Source organism: Escherichia sp. E14V7 (assembly GCF_004212225.1).
Lineage (GTDB): Bacteria > Pseudomonadota > Gammaproteobacteria > Enterobacterales > Enterobacteriaceae > Escherichia.
In genome coordinates, this window is sequence record NZ_RHJJ01000023.1 from 23,440 (window position 1) to 43,127 (window position 19,688).

14 protein-coding genes and 1 other RNA gene are annotated in these 19,688 nt (G+C 42.2%); 10 read left to right on the forward strand and 5 right to left on the reverse strand.

What is annotated here, in order from left to right; translation table 11 throughout:
* Positions 1-3 precede the first annotated feature (3 nt).
* From smpB to D9741_RS21820, 3 genes are all read left to right on the forward strand, one after another.
* Positions 4-486 carry an SsrA-binding protein SmpB gene (gene smpB / locus D9741_RS21810; RefSeq protein ID WP_000162574.1) on the forward strand — a complete coding sequence of 161 codons (483 nt, stop codon included), beginning with the start codon at positions 4-6 and terminating at the stop codon, positions 484-486.
* Between the two features lie 214 nt (positions 487-700).
* Positions 701-1,063: a transfer-messenger RNA gene (gene ssrA / locus D9741_RS21815) on the forward strand.
* A 204-nt stretch (positions 1,064-1,267) separates the two neighbouring features.
* The gene (locus D9741_RS21820) at positions 1,268-2,509 is read left to right on the forward strand and encodes an integrase (RefSeq protein WP_130217277.1); all 1,242 of its coding nucleotides are present in this window, start codon (positions 1,268-1,270) and stop codon (positions 2,507-2,509) included.
* A gap of 137 nt (positions 2,510-2,646) precedes the next feature.
* On the opposite strand, the gene D9741_RS23700 is transcribed toward D9741_RS21820, so the two are convergent.
* Entirely contained in the window at positions 2,647-6,393 is a 3,747-nt protein-coding gene (locus D9741_RS23700; RefSeq protein WP_130217275.1) for a hypothetical protein, read from the reverse strand.
* Between the two features lie 467 nt (positions 6,394-6,860).
* Between D9741_RS23700 and D9741_RS21830 the strand changes: the two genes are divergently transcribed.
* Positions 6,861-10,712 (forward strand): hypothetical protein, encoded by a 3,852-nt coding sequence (locus D9741_RS21830; protein ID WP_130217273.1) that lies wholly within the window; start codon positions 6,861-6,863, stop codon positions 10,710-10,712.
* A gap of 45 nt (positions 10,713-10,757) precedes the next feature.
* The gene (locus D9741_RS21835; protein WP_130217271.1) at positions 10,758-11,669 is read left to right on the forward strand and encodes a hypothetical protein; all 912 of its coding nucleotides are present in this window, start codon (positions 10,758-10,760) and stop codon (positions 11,667-11,669) included.
* Between the two features lie 268 nt (positions 11,670-11,937).
* On the opposite strand, the gene D9741_RS21840 is transcribed toward D9741_RS21835, so the two are convergent.
* Complete coding sequence (locus tag D9741_RS21840) at positions 11,938-12,819, reverse strand: hypothetical protein (RefSeq protein ID WP_130217269.1); 882 nt, start codon at positions 12,817-12,819, stop codon at positions 11,938-11,940.
* Positions 12,820-12,932: 113 nt separating this feature from the next.
* Here D9741_RS21840 and D9741_RS21845 point away from each other — a divergent pair, with 113 nt between their 5' ends.
* The 5 genes from D9741_RS21845 (at position 12,933) to D9741_RS21865 (ending at position 16,502) form a co-directional block, all read left to right on the forward strand.
* On the forward strand, positions 12,933-13,172 hold the full coding sequence (locus D9741_RS21845; RefSeq protein WP_130217267.1) for an AlpA family phage regulatory protein: 240 nt from the start codon (positions 12,933-12,935) through the stop codon (positions 13,170-13,172).
* A 164-nt stretch (positions 13,173-13,336) separates the two neighbouring features.
* Positions 13,337-14,221 (forward strand): GTPase, encoded by an 885-nt coding sequence (locus tag D9741_RS21850; RefSeq protein ID WP_046081133.1) that lies wholly within the window; start codon positions 13,337-13,339, stop codon positions 14,219-14,221.
* 221 nt (positions 14,222-14,442) lie between these two features.
* Positions 14,443-15,174 (forward strand): WYL domain-containing protein, encoded by a 732-nt coding sequence (locus D9741_RS21855; protein WP_240725532.1) that lies wholly within the window; start codon positions 14,443-14,445, stop codon positions 15,172-15,174.
* 61 nt (positions 15,175-15,235) lie between these two features.
* A complete protein-coding gene (locus D9741_RS21860; RefSeq protein WP_130217265.1) occupies positions 15,236-15,706 on the forward strand; it encodes a hypothetical protein in 471 nt (156 codons plus the stop codon).
* A 76-nt stretch (positions 15,707-15,782) separates the two neighbouring features.
* Complete coding sequence (locus D9741_RS21865) at positions 15,783-16,502, forward strand: hypothetical protein (protein WP_130217263.1); 720 nt, start codon at positions 15,783-15,785, stop codon at positions 16,500-16,502.
* Between the two features lie 96 nt (positions 16,503-16,598).
* Here D9741_RS21865 and D9741_RS21870 read toward each other — a convergent pair whose 3' ends face one another.
* The 3 genes from D9741_RS21870 to D9741_RS21880 form a co-directional block, all read right to left on the reverse strand.
* On the reverse strand, positions 16,599-16,877 hold the full coding sequence (locus D9741_RS21870) for a helix-turn-helix transcriptional regulator (protein ID WP_042004046.1): 279 nt from the start codon (positions 16,875-16,877) through the stop codon (positions 16,599-16,601).
* Positions 16,878-17,141: 264 nt separating this feature from the next.
* A complete protein-coding gene (locus D9741_RS21875; protein WP_130217261.1) occupies positions 17,142-18,554 on the reverse strand; it encodes a YfjI family protein in 1,413 nt (470 codons plus the stop codon).
* A 314-nt stretch (positions 18,555-18,868) separates the two neighbouring features.
* Positions 18,869-19,540 carry an inovirus Gp2 family protein gene (locus D9741_RS21880; RefSeq protein WP_130217259.1) on the reverse strand — a complete coding sequence of 224 codons (672 nt, stop codon included), beginning with the start codon at positions 19,538-19,540 and terminating at the stop codon, positions 18,869-18,871.
* Positions 19,541-19,688 lie beyond the last annotated feature (148 nt).

Here is a 19,688-nt window from a genome sequence, read left to right on the forward strand (position 1 = left end):
CTTATGACGAAGAAAAAAGCACATAAACCTGGTTCAGCGACCATCGCGCTTAACAAGCGCGCCCGTCACGAATACTTTATTGAAGAAGAGTTCGAAGCGGGACTTGCCCTGCAAGGCTGGGAAGTTAAATCCCTGCGCGCAGGAAAAGCCAATATTAGCGACAGCTATGTCCTTCTGCGCGACGGAGAAGCGTTCCTGTTTGGAGCAAACATCACGCCGATGGCAGTGGCTTCCACGCACGTGGTGTGCGACCCTACTCGCACCCGCAAACTGCTTCTCAACCAGCGCGAACTTGACTCTCTCTATGGCCGAGTGAACCGTGAAGGTTATACCGTAGTGGCGCTCTCCCTGTACTGGAAAAATGCCTGGTGCAAAGTAAAAATCGGCGTCGCGAAAGGTAAGAAACAACACGATAAACGTTCTGATATCAAAGAACGCGAATGGCAGGTTGATAAAGCACGTATCATGAAAAACGCGCACCGTTAAACCTATATAAGCGATACTAATCAAATCTTCACCGCGCCTCCCTATCCGGTGGCGCGAATGGACATCTTGTCGACTGTCAAATCTGACACTGATGTAGCCATCCCATTGCTTAATCGAAGAAAAATCATACTATGCAGGCGCTAATTCCAGGATGATAACGCCTTTGGGGCTAGTCATGGCGCTCAAAAATCTGGTATACTTAACGCTACACATTGGGGCTGATTCTGGATTCGACGGGATTTGCGAAACCCAAGGTGCATGCCGAGGGGCGGTTGGCCTCGTAAAAAGCCGCAAAAAATAGTCGCAAACGACGAAAACTACGCTTTAGCAGCTTAATAACCTGCTTAGAGCCCTCTCTCCCTAGCCTCCGCTCTTAGGACGGGGATCAAGAGAGGTCAAACCCAAAAGAGATCGCGTGGAAGCCCTGCCTGGGGTTGAAGCGTTAAAACTTAATCAGGCTAGTTTGTTAGTGGCGTGTCTGTCCGCAGCTGGCAAGCGAATGTAAAGACTGACTAAGCATGTAGTACCGAGGATGTAGGAATTTCGGACGCGGGTTCAACTCCCGCCAGCTCCACCAAAATTCTCCATCGGTGATTACCAGAGTCATCCGATGAAGTCCTAAGAGCCCGCACGACGCAAGCCCTGCGGGCTTTTTTGTGCCCTCAATTTGTCCCGCGAAGTCTGATGCCAACTAATTAAATCCGATCCTTTTAGGCACCTTGTTAGGCACCTCGTAAAGCTTTATTGTTTTTGAGGTGCCTAAAACTATGGAAACCCGGCAATGGCAAGACAAACCAAACCTCTATCCGTTAAGGAAATCGAATCTGCTAAACCCAAGGAAGCGGACTACGTTCTCTATGATGGCGATGGCCTTGAGCTACTCATTAAATCCAGCGGGAGTAAAATCTGGCAGTTTCGCTACATTCGCCCTGTCACCAAGAAACGAGCAAAGAAAAGCATAGGCCCCTACCCGTCAGTTACCCTTGCCGATGCCAGAAACTACCGTGCAGAGTCCCGCTCACTCCTAGCTAAACAGATTGATCCGCAGGAACATCAGCAAGAACAATTGCGTAGTTCGCTGGAAGCCAAAACCAATACTTTCCAGCTCGTAGCTGAACGTTGGTGGAATGTGAAGAAAGCCAGTGTGACAGAGGACTATGCGGAAGATATCTGGCGCTCTCTTGAAAGAGATGTCTTTCCTGCGATCGGCGACGTTAGCGTTACAGATATTAAAGCTCATACACTGGTTCAGGCCGTACAACCGGTTCAGGCCAGAGGAGCACTGGAAACTGTTCGTCGCCTGTGTCAACGTATTAATGAGGTCATGATCTATGCCCAGAACACAGGGCTGATTGATGCTGTTCCCAGCGTTAATATCGGTAAAGCCTTCGAGAAGCCTCAGAAAAAGAACATGCCCAGCATTCGACCGGATCAGCTACCTCAACTGATGCAGACAATGCGAACAGCCAGCATTAGCCTTTCCACACGATGCCTGTTCATGTGGCAACTTCTTACTATTACCCGCCCTGCCGAAGCGGCTGAGGCTCGCTGGGAAGAGGTAGACATAGAAGCGCAAGAGTGGAAGATTCCCGCAGCACGCATGAAAATGAACCGCGACCATACTGTTCCATTGTCAGATGAAGCTATTGCGATACTAGAGATGATGAAGCCGTTAAGTGGAAATCGAGAATTTATCTTTCCCAGCCGCATCAAGCCAAACCAGCCTATGAACAGTCAGACCGTAAACGCATCACTAAAACGCGCAGGTTTTGGTGGAGTGCTCGTTTCACACGGCTTGCGTTCTATCGCCAGCACGGCCCTTAATGAGCAGGGATTTCCACCTGATGTTATTGAGGCTGCACTTGCTCATGTGGATAAGAATGAGGTTCGTCGTGCGTATAACCGTAGTGATTATCTTGAGCAGCGACGGCCTATGATGCAGTGGTGGGCTGATTTTGTGATGGCTGCAGATCACGGTAGTATGATTGAAGGAGGGATAAAGGCAATGCGGTTAGTTGGATGACATGTCGTAGCTAAAACCCGTTCTGTTTTTGGTAGATTAACCTGAAGGTCTGCAAGTTTAAATGACGCTGAAAGAAGTTAAACCCTGCTCTTAAGCAGGGTTTTTATGATTTATTCTAATTTTTGTTTTGAATCTTTCTATTTTAAATCAGCCTTGGCGGCTCGAATATCTGCGTTTTTTGCTGAGTATTCCCATTCGTCAGCGATTCTAAATAGCATTGCAGAAGTACGGACGCAGTGGGGAATTGAATTTGCCCATTCTCGGTACTGCTCAGCTAATATCCTTTCTTGGTTTCCACCTTCGTAACGCATACGAGCAAATACCCCCCTTTTATTGTACCTACCAATTTGTATACCTTGCTCTAACTCATCAGAAGATAATATTTCAATGATGTGCCGAATTGCTTCATGTGGCCAGGAATTATCTACTGAGCTATTAGGGGCATGTGCCAGAATTTTTCCTATTACATGATCAGTGATTTCTTGGCGATGATGCAATTTTGCTAAATGGCGTACATTCTCACACCAATCTTCAAGTTTATCTTGATCAATTTCATTGTCTATCTGCCCTGGTAGTATTCGTAATTTTTCAAGTAATCTGTATATAGAAGTAGCTCTTTTAACTTCCAACTCCGATGGTTCTGTTTGTTCATCTTCGTCACTACGATATACAATACATATTGCTTCTATAAAAACCTCTGGCTTTTTCATCATTAGACGATGCAGGATAAGTGGCTCATCTCTATCCGGAAAACAAGGCAAGTAGGTCATTTCTTTAAATGCCAAATCTGTTTCAGAAACATCGTTACGTTGTTTGAGTTCATCAAAAACTTTTTTTACATAGTACGATAGCATTGTATCAAATTGGATATCCTGGCTATTTATTTCTTTAACGACTATATCTAGAAGATATAAAAGTGTTGTAGATGGAATCTCAGAAAGGCGTTGATTTGCTGATATAATAGCAGCAAGACCCCGGCCCCTTTCTATATATTTATCCATAAGGACAAATAAATCCGAAGTTTTACCCATCATTGCAATGGGTTGTTTTTGCAACCAATATTTTTCGTTGATGTTATCTTCAAACCCTTCAATAATGTTCCATATCTCTTGTGAGTCTCTTAACGATGCTAAGATTTTCCCAGCCCTATCAGGGGTAATTTTAAACTGTTTAAAATACACTTTTATTTTATTAAGCCATTCAGCACCAAAGCATTCAACACCATATTGCATTAACAACCCACAAACTTCATCAATATTTTTTTTGTTGTTAATAAGCATTACAAACAAATCATTTAATTTTTCTTCATCCAACGAGAGTGCTGATATATGCCTTGCTGCAATAAAAACATTATTAACTTGTTGAAAAAGGTCTTTCACCCCAGACAAACCTAAAGTAAAGTATATTTCCCTAAGTTTTTCACTTCGCATTTCTTCGACAGAAGAAAAAATTCCGCCAGCATTTTCAATTGACTCTTCAATATCAGAATCCCAATCATTGAAAATCCATAAACTGGCTCTAACCATGTCAATTGGTTTATAATTATCAAGTATTTTCGCTATTTTTTCCATAGACTCAAATTTAAATGCCCAGTTCGCATCTGAATATTTTTTATGGCGAGAATACTCATGACGCAAAGCCTCCCATACGATGAACTGATCCTCTTCAGTTTGTTGAGAAAGGCAAAGTTCAAGATGAGAAAGTGTTTCATCTATTGCATTCTCAGGGAATGAGCTTAAATGAGAGATTAGGATTTCCCATCTTGTTGGGAGTATACCTGCAAGTTTAATTGCTTCTTGGATAATAAAGATTTGCCCCTCCCAAACAACGCCCCACGTTAGTTTTTCTACATCTTTATCCGACTCTCTGAACTTCATTTTTTGGTTTTGATCAGAGGTATCATGGGAGCGAGGAAGGAGATTTTGTAACAAACTCCACCCAATACTAGGAACAATAGTGATAATTTTTTTTATAATTGCATTTCTAACTTTTACTGGTGCCCACGTATTAGGAGACCATGCCAGAAAAATGGTTCTTAAACTATTAAGAGGGCGATCTGAGTAAGTTCCACCGGGATCTATTACAGCGAGTTTTGCAAGACAGATTGCAGCGCGTAATAGATATGTTTGTTCCCAAGCCAAGGCTTCCAATGCCCATTTTAATCCATGATAATGACTTCGAGGAGTTAACAGCCCTTTATCTTCATTGAATATTGGAGCAATCATTTCCCCATTGCCCTTAAGCAATTGCTCAAGGGCATCAAGGAAAGGGCCAGGGGCAGCTTCTGCCAGCAGCGGAAGTTGATCTCGCAAACTAACAAATAGTCGATGGTCGTTAGCAAGTCCCGGAATACTCTGAACTATTTTGTTAACAAAATCTTGGGGTGTCATACCAGTAACCCGGAATTCGGCCTGTTCATGTAGTATTGCCATATGTAGCAAAACTGTTGTCATTCCATTACGTAACCACGAGCTATAAGACGTTTTAATACCATTGTCAGGTACAAACAGATCTTCGGCCTTTGGTGGTTCAGGAATATAGGAAAAAACCTCTCTTACGGCCTTCTCAAAACGCTCCAGGTGTTCTTCACCCAGCAAATAGCCTAAATGTACAAAAGCATCTACCGACGAACGCAATGACCAAATATCATCCACTCGATCAATTGGAAAATCGCGGCGCTTTGTTAATAGCCTTAATGGATTTTCAACTTGAGAATAGTCTGTATAGCCAGCTAGTTGCTTGAGAATTAACTTATCTTTCTCTGAACATGTACTCCATGCACCAGCTAATAAAGCAGGGAGCAACTCAGGGCTGTCTTTCCATTCAGGTGATTCAGCCGTGCTACTTGATATCTGGCGAGCCAAAACAGACAAACTTCGGCCACACTGCCGCGCTATTTGATAACTTTTATCTGAATCAAACCCCATAGATTCAAGAGCCTTACCTAAAGATATACTATCTGGGCGGATCAGAAGTTCGTGATCAGTTCGTGTTTCATCGGCTCCGGCACTTACTACTGTGATAGATGCTTGCTGTAATAAACCGGCTAAAGCTCTTGCTCGATCACGTGGTAAGAAGATCATTCCTCTTTTTCCAGAAAGCTGTCTTGCAGCATCATCCGTATCAATAATTAGTGCTCGACTTTGAAAGGAATGTCGAAGTTCCGCTTCAGTGGTTCTGATAGCTGCAATCGCAAAAGCAATAACCTCATCCGGAGAATCTGCAGCTAAAGATATTTTTCGACCATTTTCTCGTAACTCATTCAGAAAACGCTCTTTTTGCTTTTCTCTCCCCGCCAGCAAGACTGCTTCAGTTAAAGGGGGATTAAATTTAGTGGAAAATTCATCCCAAAACTCCTTAATGCTTCTAACACCAACCTGTGGCATTAGCTCAAGATGGTAGCGAGCGTAGTAAGCAGCTACAGCAGGGCAAACACCGAGCCAATCTTCAAGCATAGAACCATCAATTAATTTGATGTCTTTCCACTTACCACTATTGCGTTTCTCTTGTAGCCAGTCTTCAAGCTTTACCTTAGGATTATCCCATGTTCTTAATGAAGCGAAAACAAAAGTAGTCTTTAGACGTATCTCTGGAGCAACTTCGCGTGTTCTTTTTTCGTAATCAAAGTTAGCTTTATCAAGCAATTTTTCATTAACACCAAATTCCCAGAATGAGTCGCCATCAGGAACATAGGGGGCCACCCCCTCGGCTTTAAGTACACCGTCATAACCTCTAACCTGTCCCTTATCACCATTAGGAAATCTAATTTCAGTAATACTGTTAGTCGTTGCACGTATAAGATCAGCGATTAGTGCTGGAAAAATAACTTTTGCAGGAATAGAATCTGCCCATTGCTGAAGGTTAAGTGCTTTTATCCATTTCATATTGGTACTCCACCCAATAAAATTTTAAACAACCAAATCTAAAAAAAACTAATATTAAAAATTCATTTTTAATGTACACAAAATGCTAACAAAATTGCTAAAGAGTAAAAAATCCGGACTTATTTCTTGATCTTAAACATTAGCCAAATTTTTAAACTCGCACTAAACCACCTCAAGAATAACAAATCATCAAGTTAGTGGAACTTTTTGCACCTAGAATGCTCGTTAACCTCACAGTCATATTAAGCATGAGCCTGTCCTTTGTTCATACTAGACCTTAGTTTCATACATACTGATAGCTCTACGTAAAAGTAGGTATGATCGACATCACAGTTCTGAGTCAGAACATCTTAACCAATTGAAGTGGATGGTTTTAATTGTAAATGTTCAGCGGACATCTCTTCCCTCATTGGTTAGACTAAGAGCAACTTTTTCTATGGTCGCAATATCTTTTATAGGGTTTAAAAGTGGCAATCTTTGACATTGAAAAGGACGAATTACTTCGGCTCTCCGATATCCAGCTGGAAGAGCTGATCGCTCGGCTAGCAGAAGCTGAAGTGGCAATGCACGGCCATAGCCCAGCATGTGTAAATTGGTCTGGTTCAATTACAGCCCCTGACGGAGGAATTGACATCCATGTTCAGGTTCCAATTGATCAACTGAAAGCAGGCTTTCTTGTAAGACCTGATACGGTCTTTCAGGCAAAGAAACATAAGATGCCTAAGTCTGCAATTGAGAGGGAAATTGGCACCGGCAAAGCACTTTCTCCCATCATTTCTGAACAAGCCAGAAAGCAAGGCAGTTACATCATTGTCAGCCTGGGTGATGATTGCTCGCCGTCAGGAAAGAAGGATCGTCTCAAAGCGATGAGGGATGCAGTAAAAGATGATCCTAACGAAAGTTATCTTCATCTTGATTTCTACGACCGCTCCAAACTCATCCAATGGTTGCGCCAACATCCATCAGTCATGCTGTGGGTAAAAGCAAAGCTTGGGCAAGGGTATTCCGGTTGGCAACCCTACGGAGCCTGGAGCAATCCACCACAAGGTGTTATAGACACTTTAATCTCAGCCCCAGGCGTAACCATTACTTTACCATCGGGAAAGGGGCAAAAACTCAAAATTGATGAAGCAATTAACCCAATGCGAGCACTGATCCGTTCGACAAACAAGGCTGTTCGTATTACAGGATTGTCTGGTGTTGGGAAGACTCGAATCGTTCAGGCGCTCTTTGATGAAACTGTTGGAACAGATGCGCTTGACCGAACAGTAGCTATTTATGTTGATACTGGCTATGAGCCAGTACCGTCGGCTACAGCAATGCTTGATAACCTGCTCGCTGAAGGCCGGCGAGCAATTATGATCCTTGATAATTGCCCATCAGAACTCCATGCTTCGCTTGCCAGCAAAGTATCAGCCGCAGGGAAAGAAGTAAGTCTCATCACGATCGAGTACGACATTAGGGATGACAAACCACAGACAACTGAGGTCATCCACATTGAGACAGATGGTCCAGACGTGGCAGAGCAACTTCTTATCCGTCGCTTCCCTTCTATTGGTCAGAATAATGCCCGTCGGATTGCAGAGTTCGCAGATGGGAATGCAAGAGTGGCTTTGGCTATAGCGGAAAGAGTGGAAGAAGGTGAGAGTTTAGCCCTACTTTCAGATGCGCAGTTGTTTAATCGCTTGTTTGAACAACGTAATCATCCCGACGGCCATTTACGGGAGCAAGCTGAAATATTGTCACTGGTGTATTCGTTCTCGATATCTAGTCCAGATGCAGCTACCGATGAACTGGAAATATTGGGTGTGCTCTCTGGGTATCCCAAAATCCAGTTATTCAAAGCTGTTACGAAGTTGATGGAACGTCACGTTGTTCAGAAAAGATCCCACTGGAGAGCCATCCTTCCCCATGCCATTGCTAACAAGTTGGCAGCATCTGCACTTAATAGTATTCCGATTGATCAACTTAGAACGACCTTTGAAGCTCCGGATCGGCAACGATTATTGATGTCGTTCGCGCACAGGTTGGGACTATTGCATAGCCATGCTGTGGCTAAAGAGATTGTTGAAGCTTGGTTACAGCCCGAAGGGCTGCTTGGAAAAATAATAGACCTAGATGATGTATCGACACGCATTCTGAATTATATCGCTCCAGTTGCCCCGGGAGCTTTGCTTGAGAGGATTGAAGAAACGCTTGTTACGTCTAATTTTGAGCATTTTAAATCACGCTACAACCCACAACGAACAGCAATTATCAAATTGTTGCAGTTACTTGCATATGAATCGAAATACTTTGAACGATGCATTAAGCTCTTAATCCGTATCGCAGACCAGGAAAGCGCGAGCAATAATTATGATTCGGCTCGAAATAAGATAAAGAGGTTTTTCCAACCTTATCTATCCGGTACCCATGCCTCTTTAGAACAACGTGTTGCGATCATGAATGAATGCATTGATTCAAGTATGGCCGGACGTAGAAGGATGGGGATCGAAATGCTTGAAACTGCTCTCGGCGGACCTCCGTGGACAGGATTCGGAATTAATGAGTTTGGTGCTAGGCCAAGAGATTATGGATTTCGACCCAGTTACGATGAACTTGTTGCGTGGCTATTCGCCTTCATCGATATTTTGGTGAGATTAGGAACCTCAGGAGTGCCCGAGCTTGAAGATGATGCCAGGCGGATCTTGGCTGATAAATTTCGCTGGATTTGGCGTCATGGAGGAATAAGGTCAAAATTAATTGATGCGGCTCGTAAGTTACATGCCCATCGCCCTTGGGGTGAAGGCTGGAAAGCTGTCCGCTCAACAATCTACTTTTTCCATACAAAAAGAAAAGATAACGAAGACGTAGAACCATTGCCGGAAATACTTGTGACATTGGAACGAGAATTAGAACCTAAAGACTTGGTTTCGGCAATCATGGCTTATGTACTCAGTAATAGGCGCGATTTTTGGGCTCTAGATGCTGATTATGAGCACCAAGGACCTAATAAATTCAGTGAAATCAGGAAAATACTTTGTGCCAAAGCTTTCAAGTTGGGGCACGAATTTGCAGTATCTTCCCATGGACTTGATGAGTTGTGCCCTAATCTTTTTTTGCGGGATGGAATGCCGTATCGCGTCGAATTTGGTAAAGGCTTAGCTAACGGGGCTCCTGACCTACGAATTTATTGGCAACAACTAGTCATTCAATTGGATCTACAACACAAATCTCAACGTGATGTTTCGGTCATTCGAGGTTTCATTGAAGAGACTCATTCTATCGATTCAGCATTAGCGCAGGAACTGCTCGATCAGTGTGCACAACATTCCGAACTTCGATTCGAATTAGTCAACCTTCATCCTTGGCAGGAGTTTACTGAAATCGATCTTGATCGTTGCATGTCGCTTCTGGATGACTCTGACATACAGCCCCATATGTATGGGGCAATTCTGTGGGGTGAGCAATTCTCTAATTTGCCAGAAAGCAGGGTCCTCGAGCTTGCTCAAAGGCTGCTGAGTAAACCGAATGGTGATGAAGTAGTATTGGAAGCACTGAGTATGAAACTAGCTGATAAAGGAGATGCTACGGATACACTAGGTCTTGCGCTACGAACAATCGGACTATCCGCTGCAATCCAGAGGTTCCAAAGAGAACACAACGATCTCGGCGGATATCTGGATTATGCAATGGAACGTGTTATCGATGCCACATTGCGCTTCGATGGCAACGAGGCTGAAAAACTAGAATGGCTGAATACAATCTTCGCTGTTGTTGATGAGCATTTTGGCTACATTTATTCTTTCGAAGACGCTATCGGTATCACCGCTGCATGGATGCCAAAAGAATTTCTCAGTCGCATTTTTGATGGTACGGAGGATCAACAACAGAGGCGGCTGCATTTCATCAATCATGATGATTCACATCAGTCTCCTATTGCGAAAATCGATGTAGATATTTTGATTGAATGGTGCAGGACCACTAAAGACCCTCAGGTTTGGGCTTCAGTCGCTTCAGGTATTAATCTATGGTCAAAAGACGGGGAGCAAAGTCCTATCTGCTTGCAGGATGATGCTCTGAGATTTCTAGAAGCCTCACCCGAGCCACGAGCCGTCCTTGAGATCTTTGCCGAATACGTAGCACCTTCATCATGGTTCGGTAGTCGTGCGAACGTGATGCAACCTAGGGTTGAAGCGATAGGCCAGTTGGTCACCCACGAGCGTGCAGACATTTCTAAGTCGGCTAGAGCTGTTTATGAAAAACTGACTGACTGGGTTGAAAAGGAAAAAGAACTTGAGCGATTGGAAGATGAGGCATTGGAACAACGGTTTGAATAAAGGCTAGTTGCCGCCTTCAAAGGAATTCTGTTTAAAGGAGAAATCATGGAATCTGCACGTAATAAATATACCAGTGAGATTATTGAGGCAGAAGATCTTTGGTTACTTGATGTTGTAGATACGAACGGTTACGTATGCTGGGGATGTGGGATTGAGATGTATCCTTCCGCTTGGCAAAAAGGAAGTAAGAAAAGACCGTCGTTTAATAAAATGCCTGGAAAAGAGCATATTAACTGTGATGCAGATGCTGAAAGCACAGTGGTTAAGCAGGGACAGAAAAAAAGCGTCCGCAACATGCTAGACAGCGCACCGGGTTTGATGCCCGCAGGCTTAAAATTGATTGAACAACGACCCGTTGTTGATCCTGGCACTACTGGTAGCGACAACAACACCAATCCAATACGTTCTACATCGTCAGCATCCAGCGGGGGAAATGCTCCAGCGCGGCAATCCCGCCGCCCGGTTAATGCTATTCGCCAGATTTGTAGGGCATTTATTCGCTTCCCGTATGACCGTGGTATGTCATTAAATATCCCAGATATTAGTGCCGATACTTACATGACCGTGTTTAAAAAACTAAAAGACCCGGTTCAACCCTACCCTGAGCGCCGAGTTTTTTATTCGCAGTTGTTATGGCAGAAATTTGAGCAAGACGAAAACCGAATTGTCATTCCGCTCTCGGGAGAATGGGCAAAAGACAAATCTGGTAAGTTTAAGCCCTCGCGTAGCTATAAACTACACATTGAGTGGGGAGACTGGTCAAAAGCCAAAAAGACTATGCTTTTGAATGAGCTTGAAACTGTGCAGGAAGAAGCAAAAGAAGCAGTAAATAAAAAAGCTAAAGAGAGAGCTCAAGTCTTCTTTATCGGTGAACAAAGCACTGAGAATCCGGAAATCTTCTACGTGAGTGATTACCGGTTAATCTGCGCGATTATGGGATATATAATTTACCCCTGACGTAAATGGGCCTTCTTGCAAAATGTAGGCCCATTTAAATAAATATTTTCGACTACCACCAAGGCTACGTCAAACCTATAAATTTTATTCAATTTCTCGTGTAGACACAATTACAACAGTCATCATAACAATAGTCATATTAACAATGATTGGTTTTCCAATAGATTTATGTGGGGTATTTTCATAGCGATGTAATTTCAAAACCCATCAAGACTGTTCGTATAGTAGCCCTCCTGATAGACATAAAAATATCAAAACCATAAAAATATTAATTGTTAGTATTGTTCTTTAGGATTTTATCAATCTCTACTTTTAGATCACCTGTAGACCATTTATTAAGTCTGCGGCGGATAGTTTCCTCTCTATCGCCTGTATCATTTATCCATTTATCTGGATTGACCTTTTTATCATTATTACAAATATAGGGAATTAAATATTCAAGAAGTTGACGTTTATTTTTCCAGTCGCTATGTAAAGGAATATCCCCAAGTAAGATCACAACTGTATCTTTAATATATTCAAGTTCTGCAAGTTTATTCTTCCCTCCAGCACTTGAACGCGCTCTTCTGCATACTTTATCAAAACCACTTCTTAATTGATGAAAACTCGGTGATTCTCGGTTATCATCTTGCGAAATACAGACATTCATATAAGAATAAGCATCAAGAAGCAACTTACAACTTTCTTTTTTATTGCCCAATGAATATTGGAACTGCGCCCAGTAAAAATCTTCTAAAGCCATAGATAGATATATATATTCATAATGTGGATCATATAGTCTTGCTAATCCTGTCAGTTTATACCCGTCCATTTTTCCTCGAATTTCAATCCGATATTCTGCATATGTTTTCTTATAAACAAAAGGTTTCTCAACCATTACTCCATCAACATTTATAAACTCTTGTGAGTAGCGTATATTGTCGCTATTAGTCATATCTACAAAATATTGACATTGTATTTTTGAATACTCAATGATTTTAAATTCTTCAATTTTATCATAGGCTCTTTGCCTGTAAGTGCGCAGAACATCCTGGTTGCTCTCCTTTTTTTCGACTTCACGTTTCCATTCCAACTCAAGAAGTTTGTCCTCACAAGCGGTACAAACTTGCAGATAGAAATCATCAAAAAAATTCGCATCCACATCCTTCATGAAAAGTAAATCCCTAAAGTGATTTTATTTTAATGTTACTTCCAGTGTATGACAGCCCCAGCGTGGTTGGCAATATGGACCCACCTGAACAAACTCATACTAAGGAAGCCTAAATGTTACAGAACCCTCCCTCCTTACATACATCCAGTTACGCAAACACTCCTGATTCACCAAGGATCTTGAGGCTAAAAGATGTCATGAAAAAAATGGGAATATCACGCTCAACCGTATACGACTGGCTTAATCCAAAATCGCCACGCTACGATGGAACATTTCCAAAACAAAAACGCTTGGGAAGGCAATCCGTTGGCTGGCTGGAGTCAGAACTGAATGAATGGGTAATGCGACGTTAGATATCATTTCACCGTATCAGTGAACCGGGGCAATGCCCCGGTTTGCTCCACAAAACCACATTCCTCCCCGTAATTCGAATGCAAAAAAAAACAGACCTGTATTACCGCAATGAATACATTGCAGCGAAGTTGCAGTATCGAATTTTTTTCATTCCGGAGGCTACATGTCTGATTCCTTTGAACGGGGCATTAATGTCCTGAAGCAACCTTTATCCATTCTTCCTGAACATATCTCCGATTTGGTGCTGGAGCATATACGCCAGAGTATTCATTACGAACCCGTGATTGGCATCATGGGCAAAACAGGTGCCGGAAAATCCTCGCTTTGCAATGCCCTTTTTGAACATCCTCTCAGCCCAGTCAGCCATGCAGAAGGCTGCACACGTAAACCTTTGCATTTTACCCTGAACGCAGGAGGACGCAGCCTGACGCTGGTCGATCTGCCGGGCGCAGGTGAATCACTTAAGCATGATGAGATATATCGCCAGATGTACCAGGAACAGTTACCGAAGCTGGATCTCATTCTCTGGGTGATGAAAGCCGATGACCGAGCCTGTACCACAGACGAAGAGTTCCACCGTTTTCTACTGGATTGTGGCGTATCGACAGACAGCATTGTTTTTGTTATCAACCAGGCTGACAAAGCCGAGCCATCACTGGAATGGGATCGTGAAAAAAGATCTCCTTCAGTGGAGCAACTCATGACGCTCACAGCGAGAAGTGCTGCCGTTTCCCGCCAGTTCTTTACCCCTTACCCGGTGCATGCAGTTTCAGCAAAAACCGGTTACAACATGTCTCGTATAGTTGAAACAATGATTTTTGCCCTGCCACCAGAGGCTACCAGTGGTGTCTTTCGCCAGATCAGGAAAGAACATCGCACCAAAGAATCGGAGACGAAGGCCCGAAAGGATTTCGCGGATTTGTTGGGAGAATTATTGAGCAGGATTCTGGAGGCCATACCTCTCCCCAACGTGATACGCAACGGGCTGGGAGTGCTCAGAGAAGGGCTGGAGAATGCAGCTACCGCAATATGGCACTGGTTTTTCTAATACATCTACCCACTGAGTTAAGCCACCTGAAAATTATGAATTTCAGCGACAGGATATGTCGCGACCTGCTTCAGTTCTGTCTCTGAAAAAAATAGTTATTGTTAATCAGGATATTACTTAGTTATTTGTCTGGACGTTTTTTCTCTATTCCTCCCGTTACTACGACATATCCTGTCGTGCTCATGATTCATAATAACATTATTAAAAACAGTAAGTTATCCATGGACATTATTCTGATGAACACTACATCGACTCGTTATGACCGGTTTGCCATCAGGCTGACACAGATAATCAGCCGGTTACTGTCAGGAGAGTCTCTTGACCTAAAAAACCTGGCAGAAGAGTTTGGAGTATCTGAACGAACGCTACAGCGAGATTTCCACCAGCGATTACTCCACCTTAATATCGTTAGTGAGAATGGGCGCTGGCGACTTGACGGGAAACGCTTTACAGACAGTTCGTTAGATGTTCTGGCGTTTATGCGTAACACCGGAATCTCTCAATTATTTCCGTCACCTGATCGCAGGTTGATGCATTACCTCACGGGTGAAACGTCGTATTCTCCCTGCCTTATCTGGCCTTCATCGCATTCTGACTCGGTTGTGTCATCAGAATGTTTTCAGCGGCTGATACAGGCGATCTGTCAACAAAACTGTATCCATTTGCTGACTGGCAATGATTCTCACGCGGTCTTTGAACCTTATCGTCTTATTCACACGGAAGGAAAATGGTATTTAGTTGCCTGTCAGGCCGAAATAATCAGGGTTATTCCAGTAGCCAGCATCATCCAGGTGAAGTTAACCACAGAGAGTTTTGTGCGCAGAGATGACATCTGCCATCTCACTGCGGGTGAGCGGTTCATCTCATCCTTACCTCATGTTCCTTATATCCATGATGTAATGAACTCGGCTAATCATCGTTCATATAAAAAATATTATTCATCAAATAAATAATAGTTATAGAGGAGCAACTTCATCAATTAAGAATAATCTCCTCACTTAATCAGTAGGCTATATGAATATTGTAAAAATAAACACATCTTTATATTTAATAATGTTGTTAAGCTGTTCTTCGCAGGCTGGTCAGGAAAACTGGGATTTAAAATGCACACTTGATACTGGTGGGGTTATGACACTGAGTCATAAAAAAGACACCGTATATATTACCTATAAATCACAGGATAAAAGTTCTGATAAAGGCAGCGTAGTCATCAAACTGGACACTAATTCAGGTCAAGCGCAGCAGTCCATCACCGCAAATGATGTTACTGACAATAGAGTCTTCGTATTGCGAGGAACTGGAGAGAATATAGAAGGCGCTATGGCTATCACTTATGAAGAGTACAAAGGTCAGCCTGATGCTCATATCAGTATCATGAACCCTATGGGTAAAGAAATTGAAAGTCACGCCTGTCTGACCAATACGATCAATGCCAGGAGCAATTTACTTTATACCGGCATCGAACATATGCCCTTCATTCATTAAAACCAGATTAACCATCTTATCAGGCCTGATTTAGTCAAGGCCACGTAATTTACCAAAACTTCAAAAGGAATCACTCATGTCTAAAAGAAAAGTACTTACTGTATTGTTTATCAGTTGCTCAATATTTATTCTTACTGGCTGTGATAATGTATCCGCTTCAGACAATCAGGAAATTATAAAATCACAGGTATTATCAAATATAGACTCAACCAGAACCCTGGGGACTGCATTAGAGCATCGCCAGCGATGTGAATCATTTAAATGTGAAGATGGAACCGATGAGCAAGGACGCCAGACTGTTACTTATACGTGTGATATGTCGGCATCTGCAACTAATAGTATCTGGAAAAGGGAAATGACTCGGTTTGCTAATGGCTACGCCAGTTTGATAGAAAGCGCCAAGCGCTCTATAGACCAATACAATGAGGCCTGTGTCGCCAATGGAAGTGATCCTTATTGCTTTAAGAAAGAACCAGACAATTCAAAGTTGAAAGAAGGTTTAAGTGCTGCTAAAAAACTGGCTGAAAATGAAATCATCAGAGTTAAGCAAATTATTATCTGGAGCGTTTTGCCAGATACCGAGCAATCCGTCCAACTGCTCTCAGCAAAATATTATTTTGATTTTAATAATGACTCTCAGAGCTGGGCCAACCAACAAGGAGATAACCTCCTAAAAGATATTTACAACAACAATGAAAACAATAACCCCATTATAGGTTTAATCGGCTACGAAGCAGCTAAAATAAACTGTTCATATAGAGCAGACACTGCTGCTTGTAATTATTTAAAATGGTAACCATGAATAAACAAAGCTTTGGTAAAAAGCAACAAATCTAAAATTAATAATGACAAAATCATTAACATTAAAATACAGCTCACTAATGATTTTGTCTTATTTACGCATAAACCAGACACGATGTGAAAAATTATTTAAACCCTTTCCTGGACGAGATAATTCAACGTGATTTTCATCAGAAGTAAATTCCAGTAACTCACTGACATCACAATTAAAATAATGACAGAGAATGCTTAGCACTGGCAACTCAATCCGGGTGGCGTTATCTTTCCAGAGCGCTGTGACAGTACTACGCGGAAGACCGGTATCGCGGACCACATCGGCAACCTTTAATCTGCGTTCACCCATCAGTCTGTTCAGGTGGCACCTAATCATCAATCACTCCTGTAATACAGAAACTCAAAATGTCATTCAGCAAAGCATTCTGCTTCACAGAAAATAAAAAGCATCAGCACGAACCTGACAGTCGTCAGGCCTGGGTTAAAATGTTAACCGTAAGGTTTACACTGTTGTCGTCTGGTTTTTCCTATACGGATACAAAGTGTGCTTTTCATGCAGAAAAATTTTCAGGCAATACCCCCCTGCGATTTCTGCTCTTCGGAGCAGGAAAAGCAGAGGAGTAGTTATGCATATCTTACATTAACGATTGATATCAATCACTTGACTGACAGTACCGTTACCGTTTTTATACTTTTTTATATATATCCTACCAATATCCTCAAGATATTTTAACGCTTTGTTATAGCGGACTACATCACGCAGCTGGTAGGGCGCATAACGTCTTATCTCTGACTTCGCGACTGAGGTAGACGTCGAGAAATGGCCTGTCATTAACCACTCCCAGAGTCTTTTAGCGTCCTCCTCATCGGAACTCAGGCTGGCAGTCAAAATATTGACTGCTTGTTGGTAATAATATTCCATAATCATAAAAATATAGTTTAGTGTTGCTACATCAATCTCATCACCCTTGAATTCATAAAAAAAGTGCATCAGTGTTGCCAGCCTTACAGCATTCTCAGGAAGCTTTGATAAAATTCCCGGAAGTGCATCATGCTTTCCTTTCTCGGTTAATATCCTTTGCTCAATTTCATTTTGATACTGTGCAAAGCGCCTCTCCGCGTCAGCAGAAAAATGCAGAACACAAGGAGTGGTTCCGGCAAGCGTTTGTTCAAGTAATTCCTCAACTCGTTTGTTAAATTTATCCAGAACGCTGGTATCTACGTGGACATCAGGTTGATGCATTCTTATACCCTGCGTTGATGTAGTTACAGACCACAGACAGCGGGCAAAAAAACCATTTCCCTGGACACGAGCACCATGCTTTTTCCTGAACAGGAGTAACTCATTTCTCTGGGTGATTATAAGCGCCATAAGTCTGGCATTATCAACATTCAGACGATGTCCTTTACGCTCCACATCAACAATCCCACCATCCCAGAGTTGATTAAAAAGAGGTGTATTACCCATCGCCCGCCCATTAAAAATCACACCGCCTTCATCGGAGATTAAACCTGACGTACCTATGCTTTCAACCAGTCCCTGGATGATAGCCTCAGGTGTCGCATCACTGTATAAAAGCTTTGGTCGCTTTGGAGGGGTAGGTTTATTAATGTAATGCTTTCTCAATTTCTCCTGCTCAGAAACACTATCACCTCCTTTCTCGATATTTTTCCTAATCTGGCGGGTAATAGTTTTGTTCAAGACAGCCCATGACTGCAAATCAGCTTCATAGACATTTATTTTCTCCTCATAATTCTTCAGTTGCTTTTTCTGAAAGTCTTGTATCGGTTTCTGCAGGAGATTGCACACTGCCGTTTTCCTCTCCCCTGATTCAGCCAGTATAATGCTGTAAAGAGACACAGGGCTTCTTCTTCCATCACTGTGTTCAAACACAACCACACCCTGAGCGGCGAGTGACATTACCGACAACTGTACTCCTGTGATCAACTCTGCCGGTGCATGCGTTATGGCTTGTGTGGACTGTGTTACTTCCTCAAAAAGTGGTGGAAATTTAAGTTTCAAGAAATTTGTATTAAGTGGATTAGTGTTCATTTCTATCTCCTGTGAATCATTTGGATGAAGAGCAGGAGAGCAACTTAAACGTTAAAATTTATGCTGTGAAGCCACCTCAGTGGAATTAGATTGCATCGGACTGAATTAGTTTAAAACATCAATCTGTAAGCATCATCGAAATTGAAAATAATTTAACCTCACGACTATTAATAATTACTTATCAATTTATTTATAACTAAGACATATCTCACTGAGTCACTCCTGATATTCACACCCCCTTCGAAAATATAATCGATACTGTTGTTCTTTTAAAAAATCTTTACTTAACAAGTCTTATAACCCACTGTACTTCTTCACTTAATACTACAACCAAAATTTCGCTCCCCATCTGTAAAACATTTACTTTCCTCTTTAGCAAGATAACTTGAGCGAAATATCAGCTCTCTGTAAGCTTCACTTTGCTTACCGTTTTTTGCACTTATGTAATAGCATGGATTGTCAGGTATCTGTACCAGTTCTTTATTTTTAGGATAAATCAAATTAATAGCGCTCATCCATGCTTCACGGATAAGACGAAGCAGTATTCCATTATCACTCTCAAACGATCCAAGACTATTAAAAGCATCCCGGTTAAGTAGAAGCAAAACGTGATAGTGTTTTTTATTATTCGTAGGACAGAACTCCCTAGCCCACACAATACGAGATGAAGTTTCACGTACCCGCTTACCTGCCTTTTTCTGTTTAAGCTCATAGTGCTTTATCTTCGCATTAAGTGAAGCATTGAACCGTGAGATTGCAGCAGCATCTGTTCTGGCATAATCATCGGCAAGGAGCATATCGCAGAGCGGCCTGCGTACGGGCATATGAAGCTCCACCCTTATTGCCATCACCCTTGGGTATTCACCCAGTGCTTTATCAATTGTCTGCTCTATCCGTTTTAGCTGATATTTATTTAGGGGTCCATAGGATTTGATATATTTATACTGAATAGTTTTCGGAACAAAGTCTGTTATATCACAATACATAATCTACCCTCACCACTGATTACATCCTTCGATTTACATTACCAACATAAAGTAACTACTTCATGATATTTAATTAGCATGGGTCCTGTTATAACTAACCTATCATCACTTAACAATAACTCTTACATGATCCCTACATAGACAAACG

Excerpts from the sequence above, each read along its gene's own strand:
- smpB (WP_000162574.1), top strand. The coding sequence starts at position 4 with ATGACGAAGAAAAAAGCACATAAACCTGGTTCAGCGACCATCGCGCTT.
- D9741_RS21820 (WP_130217277.1), top strand. The coding sequence starts at position 1,268 with ATGGCAAGACAAACCAAACCTCTATCCGTTAAGGAAATCGAATCTGCT.
- D9741_RS23700 (WP_130217275.1), bottom strand. The coding sequence starts at position 6,393 with ATGAAATGGATAAAAGCACTTAACCTTCAGCAATGGGCAGATTCTATT.
- D9741_RS21835 (WP_130217271.1), top strand. The coding sequence starts at position 10,758 with ATGGAATCTGCACGTAATAAATATACCAGTGAGATTATTGAGGCAGAA.
- D9741_RS21840 (WP_130217269.1), bottom strand. The coding sequence starts at position 12,819 with ATGAAGGATGTGGATGCGAATTTTTTTGATGATTTCTATCTGCAAGTT.
- D9741_RS21845 (WP_130217267.1), top strand. The coding sequence starts at position 12,933 with ATGTTACAGAACCCTCCCTCCTTACATACATCCAGTTACGCAAACACT.
- D9741_RS21850 (WP_046081133.1), top strand. The coding sequence starts at position 13,337 with ATGTCTGATTCCTTTGAACGGGGCATTAATGTCCTGAAGCAACCTTTA.
- D9741_RS21855 (WP_240725532.1), top strand. The coding sequence starts at position 14,443 with ATGGACATTATTCTGATGAACACTACATCGACTCGTTATGACCGGTTT.
- D9741_RS21860 (WP_130217265.1), top strand. The coding sequence starts at position 15,236 with ATGAATATTGTAAAAATAAACACATCTTTATATTTAATAATGTTGTTA.
- D9741_RS21865 (WP_130217263.1), top strand. The coding sequence starts at position 15,783 with ATGTCTAAAAGAAAAGTACTTACTGTATTGTTTATCAGTTGCTCAATA.
- D9741_RS21870 (WP_042004046.1), bottom strand. The coding sequence starts at position 16,877 with ATGATTAGGTGCCACCTGAACAGACTGATGGGTGAACGCAGATTAAAG.
- D9741_RS21875 (WP_130217261.1), bottom strand. The coding sequence starts at position 18,554 with ATGAACACTAATCCACTTAATACAAATTTCTTGAAACTTAAATTTCCA.
- D9741_RS21880 (WP_130217259.1), bottom strand. The coding sequence starts at position 19,540 with ATGTATTGTGATATAACAGACTTTGTTCCGAAAACTATTCAGTATAAA.